This window comes from Nocardiopsis sp. NPDC057823, from assembly GCF_042797335.1.
GTDB classification, from domain to species: Bacteria; Actinomycetota; Actinomycetes; order Streptosporangiales; family Streptosporangiaceae; genus Nocardiopsis; species Nocardiopsis changdeensis.
In genome coordinates this window covers 1-14834 of the sequence record NZ_JBHVLR010000025.1, presented here as the reverse complement: position 1 = coordinate 14834, position 14834 = coordinate 1, and the positions used below count along the sequence as shown (strand labels likewise).

The following is a 14834-nucleotide window of genomic DNA, read 5'->3' as shown; positions in this document are numbered from 1 at the left end:
GAGCCGCCGTGTCCGACCGCCCGTTGTCCCTGGTCGTCTCGGTGCGGGTCCTGCCCGGGCGCCGCGACGCGTTCGTCTCCGGGATCTCCCGGCACGCCGCGGTGTCGGTCCGCGAGGAGCCGGGCTGCCTGCGCTTCGACGTGACGGCCGACTCCGAGGACCCCGACCTGTTCCGGGTGTACGAGGTGTTCGCCGACGAGGCGGCCCTGGCCGCGCACCGCGCCTCGCCGCACTTCGCGGCCTGGCAACAGGAGAAGGCCGCCTCGGTCGTCCCCGGAAGCCAGGTCGACCGCGGCGGCCTTCTCCTCGTCAGCGAGTCCTAGGGCTGGGAGCCCGGGTCGCCGCCCTCCTCGGGGGCCCGGTGGCGGCCGCTGCTGCGGCGCACCGCGCCGGTGTCGCCGGTGTCCTCCCCGGTCGGCCGCTCGGGCGCGTTCGGGTCGCCCCGGTACCCCTCGCGGTAGCCCTCGGAGTACCCCTCGTCGAAGGCGCTCACCGGGTCCTCGGGCATCTCCGACATGTCGGCGGAGGCCATGGCGTCCGCGTCGGCGATGGTGTCGGCGGCGCCGCGCAGCCGGACCCCGGCGACGATCATGACGACGCCGAAGATCAGCGCGTAGACGCCGACCACGAACACGATCGCCTGGGCGCCGGCCAGCGGCCAGAACCACAGCAGCAGGCCGAACACGACCGAGAGCGCGCCGGCGAAGATCAGCAGCCACTCGGAGCTGATGCGGGCGCGCAGGCGGACGGCGGTGACGATCTCGGAGACGCCGGTGACGATGGCCCACGCGCCGATCACGAACACCAGCGCGATGACCGCGGCGACCGGCCAGATCAGCGCGATCAGACCCACGATGGCGCTGAGCACCGCCTGGGCGACGAGCGGGGCGCGCGTCCCCGGGGCGGCCCGGTAGGCCGCGTATCCGAGCATGATCGCGTCGACGAGGGCGTAGGCACCGAACACGATCGCCAGGGTGACGGTGGTCACCCCGGGCCAGATCAGCGCGATCAGTCCGAAGAGCACCGCGGCGACCCCTCGGAGGACCACCATCCACCAGTTCCTGCTCATGGCGCCGAGGACCTCCCCGGTCGGCATGTTCCGCATCATGGCCGCCTCACCTCCCTTGTGCGCTCCCGTCGGAGAGGGCGCATCCTGCGACTCCCCTCAAGGTCGCACGCCGACGGCAGGGCATCCGCAAAATACGCGGAAAGGGACGGTTCTGTACCGGTATGGATAGGTGGAATAACCGGACAAAAAGGACGCCCGCCCTGCCGGGAGGCGGGGCGGGCGTCGCGTACGCTCCGGTCGGGGACTAGCCCAGGCCCGGGTAGCGGCGCTCGGCGGAGCCGATGTAGTGCTGGCGCGGGCGCGCGATCCGGAAGGCCGGGTCGTGCAGCTGCTCGCGGTAGTGCGCGATCCAGCCGGGGAGCCGGCCGATCGCGAACAGCACGGTGAACATGTTGGTCGGGAAGCCCATGGCCCGGTAGATGACGCCGGTGTAGAAGTCGACGTTCGGGTAGAGCTTGCGCTCGGTGAAGTAGGAGTCGGCGAGCGCGGCGGCCTCGAGCTTGAGGGCCAGCGCGAACAGCTCGTCGGGGTTCTCGTCGCGGTCCAGGATCTGGGTCGCGAGGCCCTTGATCTCCTTGCTGCGCGGGTCGAAGTTCTTGTAGACCCGGTGGCCGAAGCCCATGAGGCGGACCTCGCGGGCCTTGACGCGCTCGAGGAACTCCTCGATGGTGACGCCCGAGTCGCGGATCTCGTCGAGCATCTCCAGCACGGCCTGGTTGGCGCCGCCGTGGGACGGGCCGGACAGGGCGTTGATGCCCGCGGCGATGCTGGCGAAGATGTCGGCCTGCGAGGAGCCGACGGTGCGCACGGTGGCGGTCGAACAGTTGAGCTCGTGGTCGGCGTGCAGGATGAGGAGCAGGTCCACGGCCTTGCCGAACAGGTCGCCCAGCTCGCCGCTGGCGGCGTTGTCCCCGAAGGTCATCCGGATGAAGTTCTCGACGTAGTCGAGGGAGTCGTCCGGGCCGATCGGCTCGGCGCCGATGGAGTTGCGGTAGATGCGGGCCGCGATCGTCGGCAGCTTGGCCAACAGCCGGATCGTGGCGAGCTCCACCTGGGCCTCGTCGGACGGGTCGACGCTGTCGGCGTAGTACGCGGACAGCGTGTTGACGGCGCTGGCGAGCAGGGCCATCGGGTGGCCGTTGCCGGGCATCGCGTCCAGGAACGCGCCCATCTCGGCCGGGATGTCGGCGTTCTCGCGAAGCTTGTCGGAGAACTCCTTGAGCTGGCCGGGCTCCGGCAGCTCGCCGTAGATCACCAGGTAGGCCACCTCGAGGAAGGTGCTGCCCACGGCGAGGTCCTGGATCGGGTATCCGCGGTAGCGGAGGATCCCGGCGCCCCCGTCGATATAGGTGATCTTGGAGCTGCACGAAGCGGTGTTGCCGAACCCCGGGTCCAGGGTGGTCATACCCGTCGAGCCCAGCAGGGTCTTCAGCTCGATGGTCTGCTCACCCTCGGTGCCGGTGAACACCGGCAGCTTCAGCACGCCGCCCTCGTAGTGGAGCTCCACCGTGCGCTCTTTGTCGTCTTCGCTCATGCCCGAGGTCAACCTTTCCAGGCGGGGGATACGTGAGGTGCGTCAGACGCGGGGCGGTCCGCCGCCACGTTCTTGTTCACTCGTTATTGTTCTGTTTTGTTAAACGACGATTAAGCAAAATCATATAAGTTTCACCGATTCACGGACAGGTGACATGCAACACATACCCAGACGTGAGCGGAATTACCGCACGGTGAAGATTTACAATCTTTGCCAGATGTCGTTTACTCCGTGATCGCCCTGAGACATCGCAGGACCCCGGAGGGTTCTCCCCCGACGCCTCGACACCTCCTGTGCCGGTCCCCTGAGCACCCCGATCACCTCACGGACCCCATCTTCCGAGTGTCCTTCACAGATATGGACATACCCGGACACGACGGGGTGCGATCAGTTGTCCGAACGCGCCCTAGCGGCCATCTATCAGGGTACCTTCGCCCTGATCACGGGGGTTGACGCGGGGTACCCCAGGTGCGGTGATCTTGGCCTCTGCCGCGGGCGCCGCAGTCCGCACCGTTCCCCGGAATACGCACGGGGGCTTCCCGGATGGGCAAAGAGTGTGCCCGTGGAACGGGAGTTCACACCCGCCCGCCCCGGGCGCGCCATCCGGCCCCGTGTTCCACGGGTGTGTCGGCGGTGTGATAACGGCGCCGGCCGCGGAGAAGCGGGAGCGCCTTTTCCGCGCCCCCGCCCCGGTGCCCGCGGAGTGCTACTCGTCCTCGACGACGCCGCCGGCCAGCAGCGGTTCCATGAACAACGACGGGTGGTCGCGCTCGATGACCCGCAGCCGCCACTTGTTGTGCACCAGCACCAGCAGTTCACCGTCGGAACGGCGGCGCAGCACCTCGGCCCCGGAAAGGCCGTGCAGGGTCGGCGCCGACTCCTCGTCCGTGCGCCGGGCCACCGAGTACTCCAGCGGCGAGACCTCGACGGGGCTGCGGAACTCCTGCTCCATCCGGTGCTTGACCACGTCGAACTGGAGCGGGCCGACCGCCGCCAGCACGGGGGCCTGCTCGCCGCGCACGTCCGAGGTCAGCACCTGCACCACGCCCTCGGCGTCGAGCTGGGCGATCCCCTTCTGGAACTGCTTGTACTTGCCGGCGTCCACGGCCCGGGCCACCACGAAGTGCTCGGGGGCGAAGCTCGGAATGGGCGGGAACTCCACCTTGGGGCCGTCGTAGAGGGTGTCGCCCACCTTCAGCGCCTGCGCGTTGACCAGCGCGATCACATCGCCCGGGAAGGCCGTGTCGATGGTGGAGCGGTCCGCGCCGAACACCGCCTGCGTGTACTTGGTCGCGAAGGGGCGGCCGGTGGCGGCGTGCGTGAGGACCATGCCCCGGTCGAACCGCCCCGAGCTGACCCGGACGAACGCCATCCGGTCCCGGTGGTTCTTGTCCATGTTGGCCTGCATCTTGAAGACCTGGCCGGAGAACGGGGCCTCCACCGGGCGCGGCCGCTCGTTCACGTCGTCCTTGGCCGCCGGGGCGGGGGCCAGGCCCACCACGGCCTCCAGCAGCCGGCCGACGCCGAAGTTGGTGAGGGCGGCGCCGAACAGCACCGGTGACGACTTCCCCGCCAGGAACGACTCGCTGTCGAAGTCGGCGCCCAGCGCCTCCAGCAGCTCCAGCTCCTCCTGGGCCTGCACCCAGGCCTCGCCCTCCAGCTCGGCGGCCCGGTCGGCGTCCACGGTCTCCTCGATGGCCTTGGTCGCACCGCCCGGGGTGCGGGTCATCTTGGTGTACTCCCCCGTGTCCCGGTCGATCAGCCCCCGGAAGTCGCCGGCGATGCCCACCGGCCAGTTCAGCGGGGTCGGGCGCAGCCCGATCCGCTGCTCGATCTCGTCCAGCAGCTCCAGCGGCTCGCGCCCGGGGCGGTCCCACTTGTTCACGAACGTGATGACCGGCATCCGGCGCGCCCGGCACACGTCGAACAGCTTCAGCGTCTGCGGCTCCAGGCCCTTGGCCGAGTCCAGCAGCATGACCGCGCAGTCCACCGCCGACAGCACCCGGTAGGTGTCCTCGGAGAAGTCCGCGTGGCCGGGGGTGTCGAGCAGGTTCAGCACCCGGCCCTCGTAGTCGATGCGCAGCGCCGCCGAGGTGATGGAGATGCCGCGGTCCTGCTCCATCTCCATCCAGTCCGAGGTCACGCCCTTGCGGTCGCCCTTGCCGTGGACCGCGCCGGCCGACGTGATCGCCGACGAGTGCAGCGCCAGCGCCTCGGTCAACGTCGACTTGCCCGCGTCCGGGTGCGAGATGACCGCGAACGTCCGCCGTCGGCGGGCCTCTTCGGCGACCTCAGCCCCGTGCCGGGTAGCACCCGCCGTGTCCACACTCATGCGCGCTCGCCTCTTGGTTCTCTCCCGCTGTCCAACCGTTCCAGCCTACGCGTCCCCCGGCGCGGCCGGACCACCGGTCAGCTCCGAGGCTCGGCCTCGTCCACGGCGGCGCTCAGGCGGCGCACCAGCTCCTCCCGGCCCAGGTCGGCGGGGTAGACGGCGACCATGACCCGGTCGCGCCCGGGGGCCCGCCCCGGGTGCAGCATCGGACCGGCGGCGCGGCGGACGAACTCCATGGCGGCGTCGTAGCGCTCCCAGACCCCGCGGGTGTCCTGCCCGGGGTCGCGCAGCCAGCCGCGGAGCACGTGGTTGTGCGCGGAGATGAGGGCGGCGGCGGCCACCCCGGCGGCCAGCGACCGCTCCTCGGGGCCGCCCTCGCCCTCGCGGGCGGCCAGGTAGCGGCTGAACGCGGACTGGTAGCGCGCGGTCATCGCCACCTCGCGGTCGCGCAGCCGGGGGTGGACGCGGACCAGGCGGTAGCGGGGGACGGTGACCTCGGGGTCGTGCAGGTAGTCGCGCAGCACCAGGCGGGCTGCGGCGAACACCACGTCCAGGGGCTCGCCGGAGGCGGTCTCCAGGTGCCGGGAGACCTCGGCGAACAGCTCGTCGTGCTCGGCGAAGAGGATGTCCTCCTTGGTGCCGAACCGGCGGAACAGGCTGCGCCGGCTCACCCCTCCGGCGGCCGCGATGTCGTCCATCGTGGTGGCCTCGAAGCCGTTCTCGGTGAACAGGCGGACGGCGGCCAGCACCACGTCGCGGGTGGGCACGCGCGCGGACGCCCCCCTGGCGACCGATCGCTCACGGACCATCGTTCCCCTCCCCTGGCACGCCCCCCGAAAGGTATCCGACTCCCGACGGTGTACTTCGCACCGTCCACCCCCTATTCTGACACTGAATGCCAACCAAAGGCACCCAGTGCCAGCGATCGGGGGAGGGCGCACCTCCCGCGGAGGAACGCAGATGAGCGACTTCGACCTGTTCAAGACCACCGAGGAGCACGAGGAGCTGCGCGCCGCCGTACGCGCCGTCGCCGAGGACAAGATCGCCCCGCACGCGGCCGAGGTCGACGAGAAGAGCGCCTTCCCCCAGGACGCCCTGGAGGCCCTGGTCGCCACCGACTTCCACGCCCCGCACATCGCGGAGGAGTACGACGGTGTGGGCGCCGACGCGCTGGCCACCTGCATCGTCATCGAGGAGGTCGCCCGTGTCTGCGCCTCCTCCTCCCTGATCCCGGCGGTCAACAAGCTCGGCACGATGCCGGTCATCCTGGGCGCCTCCGAGGACGTCAAGCGCCGCTACCTGCCCGAGGTCGCCTCCGGCGAGGCGATGTTCTCCTACGGCCTGTCCGAGCGCGAGGCCGGCTCCGACACCGCCGGCATGCGCACCCAGGCCGTGCGCGACGGCGACGACTGGGTCCTCAACGGCCAGAAGTCGTGGATCACCAACGCGGGCGTCAGCAAGTACTACACGGTCATGGCGGTCACCGACCCCGAGGGCCCGCGCGGGCGCAACATCACCGCGTTCGTGCTGCACGCCGACGACGAGGGCTTCACCCTGGGCGAGCCCGAGCGCAAGCTCGGCATCAAGGGCTCCCCCACCCGCGAGCTGTTCTTCGACAACGTCCGCATCCCGGGCGACCGGATCGTCGGCGAGCCCGGCGAGGGCCTGAAGATCGCGCTGCGCACCCTGGACCACACCCGCGTCACCATCGGCGCGCAGGCCGTCGGCATCGCCCAGGGCGCCCTGGACCACGCGGTCGCCTACGTCAAGGAGCGCAAGCAGTTCGGCAAGGCCATCGCCGACTTCCAGGGGGTCCAGTTCATGCTGGCCGACATGGCCATGAAGCTGGAGACCGCCCGCCAGATGGTCTACGCGGCCGCCGCCAAGTCCGAGCGCGGCGACGCCGACCTGTCCTTCTTCGGCGCCGCGGCCAAGTGCTACGCCTCCGACGCCGCCATGGAGATCACCACCGACGCCGTGCAGCTGCTGGGCGGCGCGGGCTACGTCAAGGACTTCCCGCTGGAGCGCATGATGCGCGACGCCAAGATCACCCAGATCTACGAGGGCACCAACCAGATCCAGCGCCTGGTGATGGCCCGCCAGCTGCTCAAGAAGTAGCCCACGGACCGGACGCCCGGCCCCCGCTCCGCGAAAGTGGGGGGCCGGGCGTCCTTGCGTCCGGCCCCATCAGAGGGTGGACTCGCGGGCGAACCGGGCCAGCGGGATGGGCTCGCGGCCCAGCGCGGCGTGGACGTCGTCGGTGACCTCGGCGGCGCGGCCGCGGACGGCTGCGGCGAAGCGCTCGTTGAGGGTGTCGATGTAGCGCTCGCCCCAGCCGCGGTCGGAGGCCCGGAAGTAGAAGCGCGACTCGTCCACCGGCTTGAACCGCCACACCGGGCTGTCCGTGCCCCTGGTCCAGCGCACGACGGCGCCGACGGTCAGCGCCTGCGGCCCGGTGAGGGTGTACTCCTTGCCGCCGTGGTCGCCCACGAGCGACTCCACCGCGACGGCCGCGACGTCGCGGGCGTCCACGAAGCTGATCTCGGTGCGCCGCTTGACCGGCAGCTCCAGGCGCCCGTTGCGGGAGCGGGCCAGGTTGGCGAAGGTGCCCTCGGTGAAGTCCTGGAACAGCCAGTTGGGGCGCAGCACCGTCACCCGGCCGAACAGCTCCTTGGCCTTGAACTCGGCCGCCCGCTGGTCGGAGTCGGAGGGCGCGTGCTCGGTGCCCATCGCCGACATGACCACGGCCCGCTCCACCCCCGCCTCGGCGGCGCGCTCCAGGAAGGCGGCCACCCGGTGCCCCAGGGCCATGCCCACGGGGGTCACCACGAAGACGCCCGAGGCACCCTCGAGCACCTCCGCCCAGTTGGAGGTGTCGGTCCAGTCCAGCCGCCTCTCGGCGGTGCGCGAGGCACCGGCGGCGGGCAGGCCGCGCCGTTTCAGCTCGGTCAGGACTCGTCGGCCCACCATGCCGGTGGCTCCGGTCACCAGAGTGCTCATCGACTCCACGGTACCCACGGCGGCGACGGAAGTGGACGCACACCGCGCGGGTGGCGACCGAAGTAGGGAAGCCCACCGCCATCGGTATCGTCCGCGTGTGCGAGGGGACCGCCGCGGCCTGCCGGAACATAGACTCGCGCTGAGATGAACACCGTCACCGGGCCGTACAGGCGGGATGTGCGCGACTGGATCGTGGACCTGTCCATGTTCCTGCTCGCCCTCGTGTTCGCGGCCATGACGCTCCTGGACTTCCCGCCGCCGGGGCCTCCGCACGGTGACGTCCCCGTGATCACCGTGCCCGACCACCCCACCTGGTGGGAGGCGGCCGAACGGCTGGCGGCCCTGGCGGCCTGCACGTCCCTGTGGTGGCGGCGCCGCCGGCCGGTCCAGATCGCCGTGTCCCTCATCGCGCTCTCGGTCGTGACGGACCTGGTCTCGGGCGCGCTGCTCATCGCCCTGTTCTCCCTGGCCCTGCACCGGCCGCCCAAGGTGAGCCTGGTGGTCTTCGGCCTGGGCATCGCCTCGGTGGGCCTGAAGTCGCTGGTGCTGCCCGACCCCCACCTGCCCGCCCTCATCGCCTTCCTGCTGAGTGTGGCCGTCCAGGGCGCGGTCATCGGCTGGGGGCTGAGCGTCCACCACCGTCGGGAGCTGGTGGACTCCCTGCGCGAGCGGGCCGTGCACGCCGAGACGGAGGCGCAGCTGCGCGCCGAGCACGCCCAGCACCAGGTGCGCGAGGCCATGGCGCGGGAGATCCACGACGTGCTCGGGCACCGGCTGTCGCTGCTGAGCGTGCACGCGGGCGCCCTGGAGTACCGGCCGGACGCGCCCGCGGAGGAGATCGCGCGCTCGGCGAAGGTGATCCGCGAGAGCGCCCACCAGGCCCTCCAGGACCTGCGCGAGGTGATCGGGGTGCTGCGCGCGCCGGTGGGCGAGCTGCCCCAGCCGACCATGGCGGACCTGCGCCAGCTGGTGGAGGAGGCCGACGAGGCCGGGGCGCGGGTGGCGTTCACCGAGGACTACGACGGGACCGTCCCGGACCGTACGGGGCGCACCGCCTACCGGATCGTGCAGGAGGGGCTGACGAACGTGCGCAAGCACGCCCCGGGCGCGGACACGCGGGTGTCGGTGCGGGGCGCGCCCGGGGAGGGCCTGACCGTGGAGGTGCGCAACGGCCGGGCCCCGGCCCCGGTGCCGCGGGGCGGCTCCGACGGCCAGGGGCTGGTGGGCCTGACCGAGCGGGTGTCGCTGCTGTCGGGCCGGCTGGAGCACGGCCCCACGCCCGGAGGTGGCTGGCGCCTGTCCGCTTGGCTACCGTGGCCCGCATGAGCGAGGCGCAGCGCGACCACCGGGACATCGGCGTGGTCATCGTCGACGACGACGCACTGGTCCGGGTGGGGCTGGTGATGATGATGGGCGGGGCACCCGACATCAAGGTCCTGGCGGAGGCGGAGGACGGGGGCAGGGTCCTGGACCTGGTGGAGCGGTACTCCCCCGACGTGGTCCTCATGGACATCCGGATGCCCACCGTGGACGGGCTGACCGCCACCGAGCGCCTGCGGGCGCTGGAGGACCCGCCGGAGGTGCTGGTGCTGACCACGTTCGACGCCGACGAGCACGTGCTGCGGGCGCTGCGGGCGGGTGCGGCCGGGTTCCTGCTCAAGGACACCCCGCCGGCGGAGATCGTGGAGTCGGTGCGCCAGGTGGCGCGGGGCATGTCCGTGCTCTCCCCCACGGTGACGCGGCGGCTGGTGGAGCGGGTGGGCGACAGCGACGCGGACGCGCGGGCCGACCGGGCCCGGGGGCGGCTGGCCGGCCTCAACGCCCGGGAGCTGGAGGTGGCGGTGGCGGTGGGCCAGGGCCGGTCCAACGCCGACATCGCGGCGTCGCTGTTCCTGAGCGTGCCGACGGTCAAGACGCACGTGTCGAGCATCCTCACCAAGCTGGGGCTGAACAACCGGGTGCAGGTCGCGCTGCTGGTGCACGACGCCCGCCTCGTCCAGGACGGCTAGCCGTGTTCTTTCGTACCTCCGCTGCGCTTGGGCCCGCCGGGCGCCTCACGAACCCCCCGGCAGTACAGGGGGCATCCGAGAACAGGCCCTGGACACCCCCGCCCGACACGCCGGGCGCGGTAGCGGCCCCCGCCGGAGCCCCGCCCGTACTGTGAGCGACCGGAGCGGCACCAGGAACAGGGGGAGGGGTCCGGTGAGCGGTTCCACGCCAGGCCGCGGCGGCGGTCATGCCCGGAGGGCGGCGCGCCGGGGCGTGCCCGGGGGCGGCCGGTGAGCCCCGCGTCCGGGCCGCCCGGCGACATCGACCTGGACGACGTCCTCGCCGCCGTGATGGCGCGGGTCCGCCCGCACATCGGTGAAGGGAAGGTCGCCGACTACATCCCGGAGCTGGGGCGGGTGGACCCGGCCCGCTTCGGGTTCGCGGTGGCTGCCGCGGACGGGTCGGTGCACACCGTCGGCGACACCGGAGTGCGCTTCTCCATGCAGAGCATCACCAAGGTGTTCACCCTGGCGCTGGTCACCCAGGCGGGTGAGACGCACATCTGGGACCGGGTGCACCGGGAGCCCTCCGGCAGCGCGTTCAACTCGCTCTACCAGCTGGAGTTCGAGAACGGCGTCCCGCGCAACCCGTTCATCAACCCGGGCGCGATCGTGGTCACCGACGAGCTGCTGGCCAACACCGGGGACGCGTTCGCCGCCCTGCGCGGGCTGCTGCGCGCCGAGACCGGCAACCCCGACCTGGATGCCGACGGGGTGACCGCCCGCTCGGAGCTGGAGACGGGCGACCGCAACAGGTCGCTGGCCTACCTGATGGCGGGGTTCGGGAACATGCGCAACCCCGTCCCGGAGGTGCTGGACCACTACTTCAGGCAGTGCTCCATCACCATCAGCACCGAGGAGCTGGCCCGGGCGGGACTGCTGCTGGCCCGGCACGGGGTGCGGGCGGACGGGAGCCGGATGATCGACCGGAACGCCGCCCGGCGCATCATGGCGATCATGCTCACCTGCGGCACCTACGACGCGGCGGGCGAGTTCGCCTACCGGGTGGGGCTGCCCTGCAAGAGCGGGGTGGGCGGCGGCATCCTGGCCATCGTGCCGGGCCGCTACTCCGTCGCCGCCTGGGGGCCGGGCCTGGACGCCAAGGGGAACTCGGTGACGGGCGCCCTGGCCCTGGACACGTTCACGCAGGTGACGAACTGCTCGGTGTTCTGACCGCCCGGCGCCCCGGCCCCCGGTGTCCCGGCCGGCCGCGCGGGCCCCGGGAGGGTCCCCGGGCCCCGCGGTGCGGCGGGCGCCTCAGGCGGCGGGGACGAAGGTCTCCGAGATCCGGTCCAGCAGCTCCCGGTTGATGTCGGCGTGGTCGTTGTCGGCAACCAGGAAGAGGGCGTAGCCCTTCTCCTCGGTGTGGAAGCCGCGGTTCACGGCGTGCATGCGCCCGTTGCGGCCGTCGTAGGTGAACTCCCAGTCGGCGGCGGTGATGTAGGCGTCGGTCCAGTCGTCCTCGACCTCCTCGATGCCGACCAGCTCGTAGCCCGGGAAGTTGCCGCTGCCGACCGGCTCGAAGTCGCGCCAGTCCTGGGCGGCGTCCGGACCGGGGTCGTCGGTCTGGTCGACGAGCAGGTAGCCGCCGTCGGGGTTGTCGAAGTAGACCATGTGGCCCTCCCGGCGCAGGGTCCAGCCGTCCGGGTACTCCACGGTGAAGCCGCTGGAGTCCTCGTGGACCGCCAGACCGCCCGCCCAGGGGTCCTCTTCCTCCTCCGGCTCCTCGGGCGACTCCGAGGGCTCCTCCTCGGGCTCGCCGCCGCCGTCCCCGCCGTCCCCGCCGGCGGGCGGCTCGGACTCCTCCTCCGGCGGGGCGGCCGCCCCGGACTCCTGCTGGGAGACCAGGCCGGCACCGGAGGCGCCGCTCCGGTTCATGCTGATGTAGAGCGTCGTCCCGGCGGCGACCACCAGGACCACGAGGGCCGCGGCGACCACGAGCAGGCCGCGCCGCCGGGACCGGTCCCGTTCGGTGCCGCGGGGCGCCGCGGCGGGGGCCGGTGCGGCCGGTTCCGGGGCGGGCGGCGGAGCGGCCGCCAGGGCCGCCTCCTCGGACCGCGGCTCCGCGGTCGGCACCGTCGTGGTGAGGGTCGGCGCCACCGGGGCGGGGGCGGCCGCCTCGGCGCGGTCCCGGATCTCCCGCAGCCGGGCCCGGACCGCGTCGATGCCGGGCCGGTCCTCCGGCTTCTTGGCGCACAGCTCCCGCAGCAGCGGGGCCAGGGGGCCGGCGTTGACCGGGGCCGGCAGCTCCTGGGTGACGATCGCGGTCAGCGTCGCCACCGGGGTGGGCCGGTCGAAGGGCAGGGTCCCCTCCAGGGCCTGGAACAGGGTGATGCCCAGGGACCACACGTCCGAGGCGGGGGTGGCGGAGTGCCCGTGGGCGATCTCCGGGGCCAGGTAGCTGGGCGAGCCGATGAGCAGCCCGGTGCTGGTCAGGTGGGTGGAGCCGTCCAGGTGGGCGATGCCGAAGTCGGTGAGCACCGCCCGGCCCCTGCCGTCGATGAGCACGTTGCCGGGCTTGATGTCGCGGTGGACGATGCCGCTCGCGTGCGCCTCGGACAGCCCGGCCGCCATCTGCTCGCCGATGTCGGCGACCCGCGCGACCGGCAGCACCCCGCCCTCGCGGATGACGTCGCCCAGGGAGGAGCCGCTGACCAGCTCCATGACGATCCAGGGGCGGCCGTCCTCCTCGGCCACGTCGAACACGGTGATGATCGACGGGTGGCTGAGCTGGGCGGCGCTGCGCGCCTCGCGGAGCATGCGGGTGCGCAGGACCTCCACCTCGTGCGCGGGCAGGTTCGGCGGGGTGGTCAGCTCCTTGACGGCGACCGGCCGGTCCAGGAGGGTGTCACTGCCCTTCCAGACCCGGCCCATGCCGCCCGCGCCGATGACCTCGTCCAGGCGGTACCGGTTGGCCAGGAGTCGACCGGAGTCGGCTTCCGAACTGTTCATGGGCGCGCGATCCTCTGCGGGGAAGGGCGTACAGGGGAGAAGACGGGTGTGCGGGGGAGAAGTCTGGAGCGGCCGGGGGACCGAGAGAGAATTCTAGGTTCCCCGGAGGGCGCTCGACCCTCCTCCCGGGGGTGCCGGTCTCCTCCCTTCGAGGTGACATAACCCCGCAAACCGCCCTGACATGCGACGATTCCACCGCGGCGGCCCGCCGAGGGGCCGGTTCGGCGGGGCCGGTACCCGGGCGTGTCAGCCCCGGCGCACCAGCAGCCTCTTCAGGAGGTTCGACAGGGCCGGCACCGCGCCGCCCCGGGCGGGTTCGGCGGCGGGCGCGGGTGCGGGCTCGGGCTCGGGTGCCGGGGCGGCGGGAGCCTGCGGGGTGAAGCGGACCGGGAGGGAGACCGGGGACCAGGACAGGGTGGCCAGCCGCCACCGCAGGTCCTCCGGGGGGACGGCCAGGGCCGGGTCGGGCAGCCGCTCCAGGATCCGGCGGGTGGCGATGGTCGCGATCGCGGTCGCCTCGTCGCGGGCGGGGCAGCGGTGGGGACCGGCCCCCCAGGCCACGTGGGCGCGGTTGGCCCCGTCGGCCACCTGCTCGGCGTTGTCCTTCTGGAAGAAGTGGTTGGCGGCGGCGAAGGCGAGCAGGATGGGCGACCCGGCCTCGATGACGCGGCCGTTGTCCAGCGGGACGTCGACGCGGGGGTAGATCACCGGGTAGTTGGTGATCGGCGGGTCGCGCCACAGCACCCGCTCCACCAGGTCGCTCAGAGCGGCCGGGGAGGGGCCGCCGGGGACGCGCAGGGACGGGTCGGCCAGGACGGCCCGCAGGGCGGAGTCGATGAGGGCGGCGGTCGGCTCGTTGGCGGCCGCGATGACGAGGAGGAGCTGCATGATGACCTCCTCGTCCGAGAGTCCGGCGCGGTGCCGGATCAGGCGGCTGGTGAGGTCGTCGCCGGGTTCGCGGTGCTTGGCGTCCACGACCTCCGACAGCGCCCGCTCGGCCTCGGCGTTGGAGCGCTCGGCGTCCACCCCGGCCCACAGGTTGCGCATGGCGGCGACGAACCGCAGCCCCTGGTCCTCGTCCATGCCGAACAGGTCGTTCATGACCAGCAGCGGCAGCATCCGCGCGTACTCGTTGAGCAGGTCGGCCCGGCCGCGCGCGCAGAACTCGTCGATGAGCCGGTCGGCGTAGCGGGTGGTGACGGAGGCCAGGTGAGCGGGGGTGACCGCGCCCAGGGCGTCGGTGATCGCACGGCGCAGCCGCTGGTGCTCGGCCCCGTCCAGGAACAGGGCGCTGGCACGGGGCGCCATCATCGGCAGCAGGGGGTCGTCGGGGCCGATCCGGCCCTCGGTGAAGTCCCGCCACAGCCGTGCGTCGTGCGTGAACGTGGTGGTGTCCCGCGACCAGGAGATCAGGGTGGCGTAGTCGGTGACGACCCAGCCGTGCACCCCGGGAGAGAGCTCGGCGGGGACCACCGGCCCGTGGTCCGCGCGCATCTTCGCGTAGACGCCGTACGGGTCGGGGTGCGGCTCGCTCTGGTACAGCGCGGCGTGGGGGCATCCTGAAGACACGGCGACCTCGGGGAGTGGGCTGACGCGGCCTGGACACGGCGGTCCCGGACGTACCCGGCCCGGAACCCCTGCGGGTGTGCGGGCTCACACTAGCGCCCGGGGTCCCGCCGGGGCGAGGCCCGCCCCCTCCCGTGCCCCGCCGCCCGCCCTGCGGCCTGGGGCGATGCCGCCGTGACCGGTCCCGGCCACGGCGTCGGGCGTCCGCGGCTCAGCGGCCGAAGCGGTGCAGCCGCTGGCTGTTGGTCACCACGAACACGCTGGAGAACGCCATGGCGGCACCGGCCAGCATCGGGTTGAGCAGTCCGGCGGCGGCCAGCGGGATGGCGGCCG

At 72.5% G+C, this 14834-nt stretch carries 12 protein-coding genes; 5 read left to right on the top strand and 7 right to left on the bottom strand.

Annotated features, from left to right (window positions below; all coding sequences use genetic code 11):
- Window positions 1-8: 8 nt before the first annotated feature.
- A complete protein-coding gene (locus tag ACFVNO_RS28320) occupies window positions 9-323 on the top strand; it encodes a putative quinol monooxygenase (protein ID WP_355268690.1) in 315 nt (104 codons plus the stop codon).
- Here ACFVNO_RS28320 and ACFVNO_RS28315 read toward each other — a convergent pair.
- From ACFVNO_RS28315 to ACFVNO_RS28300, 4 genes are all read right to left on the bottom strand, one after another.
- Window positions 320-1096: an HdeD family acid-resistance protein gene (locus ACFVNO_RS28315; RefSeq protein WP_355268688.1), complete on the bottom strand. Its 777-nt coding sequence runs from the start codon at window positions 1094-1096 to the stop codon at window positions 320-322. The genes ACFVNO_RS28320 and ACFVNO_RS28315 overlap by 4 nt on opposite strands.
- 217 nt (window positions 1097-1313) lie before the next feature.
- A complete protein-coding gene (locus ACFVNO_RS28310) occupies window positions 1314-2603 on the bottom strand; it encodes a citrate synthase (RefSeq protein WP_220563588.1) in 1290 nt (429 codons plus the stop codon).
- Between the two features lie 706 nt (window positions 2604-3309).
- A complete protein-coding gene (locus tag ACFVNO_RS28305; protein ID WP_355268686.1) occupies window positions 3310-4935 on the bottom strand; it encodes a peptide chain release factor 3 in 1626 nt (541 codons plus the stop codon).
- Window positions 4936-5012: 77 nt separating this feature from the next.
- Window positions 5013-5744, bottom strand: a complete 732-nt coding sequence (locus ACFVNO_RS28300) for a TetR/AcrR family transcriptional regulator (RefSeq protein ID WP_378897125.1) — start codon at window positions 5742-5744, stop codon at window positions 5013-5015.
- Window positions 5745-5895: 151 nt separating this feature from the next.
- Here ACFVNO_RS28300 and ACFVNO_RS28295 point away from each other — a divergent pair, with 151 nt between their 5' ends.
- Complete coding sequence (locus ACFVNO_RS28295) at window positions 5896-7053, top strand: acyl-CoA dehydrogenase family protein (RefSeq protein ID WP_378897122.1); 1158 nt, start codon at window positions 5896-5898, stop codon at window positions 7051-7053.
- A 69-nt stretch (window positions 7054-7122) separates the two neighbouring features.
- Here the strand turns inward: ACFVNO_RS28295 and ACFVNO_RS28290 are convergent, their stop codons facing one another.
- Complete coding sequence (locus ACFVNO_RS28290; RefSeq protein ID WP_220563592.1) at window positions 7123-7935, bottom strand: NAD(P)H-binding protein; 813 nt, start codon at window positions 7933-7935, stop codon at window positions 7123-7125.
- 144 nt (window positions 7936-8079) lie between these two features.
- On the opposite strand from ACFVNO_RS28290, the gene ACFVNO_RS28285 reads away from it, so the two are divergent.
- From ACFVNO_RS28285 to ACFVNO_RS28275, 3 genes are all read left to right on the top strand, one after another.
- A complete protein-coding gene (locus ACFVNO_RS28285; protein ID WP_355268679.1) occupies window positions 8080-9261 on the top strand; it encodes a histidine kinase in 1182 nt (393 codons plus the stop codon).
- A complete protein-coding gene (locus tag ACFVNO_RS28280; RefSeq protein WP_220563594.1) occupies window positions 9258-9944 on the top strand; it encodes a response regulator transcription factor in 687 nt (228 codons plus the stop codon). Before ACFVNO_RS28285 ends, ACFVNO_RS28280 begins: the two co-directional genes overlap by 4 nt.
- A gap of 270 nt (window positions 9945-10214) precedes the next feature.
- Window positions 10215-11156, top strand: coding sequence for a glutaminase (locus ACFVNO_RS28275; protein ID WP_355268677.1), 942 nt, complete (start codon window positions 10215-10217; stop codon window positions 11154-11156).
- An 84-nt stretch (window positions 11157-11240) separates the two neighbouring features.
- Here ACFVNO_RS28275 and ACFVNO_RS28270 read toward each other — a convergent pair whose 3' ends face one another.
- Complete coding sequence (locus ACFVNO_RS28270; RefSeq protein WP_378897116.1) at window positions 11241-12935, bottom strand: serine/threonine-protein kinase; 1695 nt, start codon at window positions 12933-12935, stop codon at window positions 11241-11243.
- 246 nt (window positions 12936-13181) lie between these two features.
- Window positions 13182-14429: a cytochrome P450 gene (locus ACFVNO_RS28265; protein ID WP_355268801.1), complete on the bottom strand. Its 1248-nt coding sequence runs from the start codon at window positions 14427-14429 to the stop codon at window positions 13182-13184.
- Window positions 14430-14834: the final 405 nt, after the last annotated feature.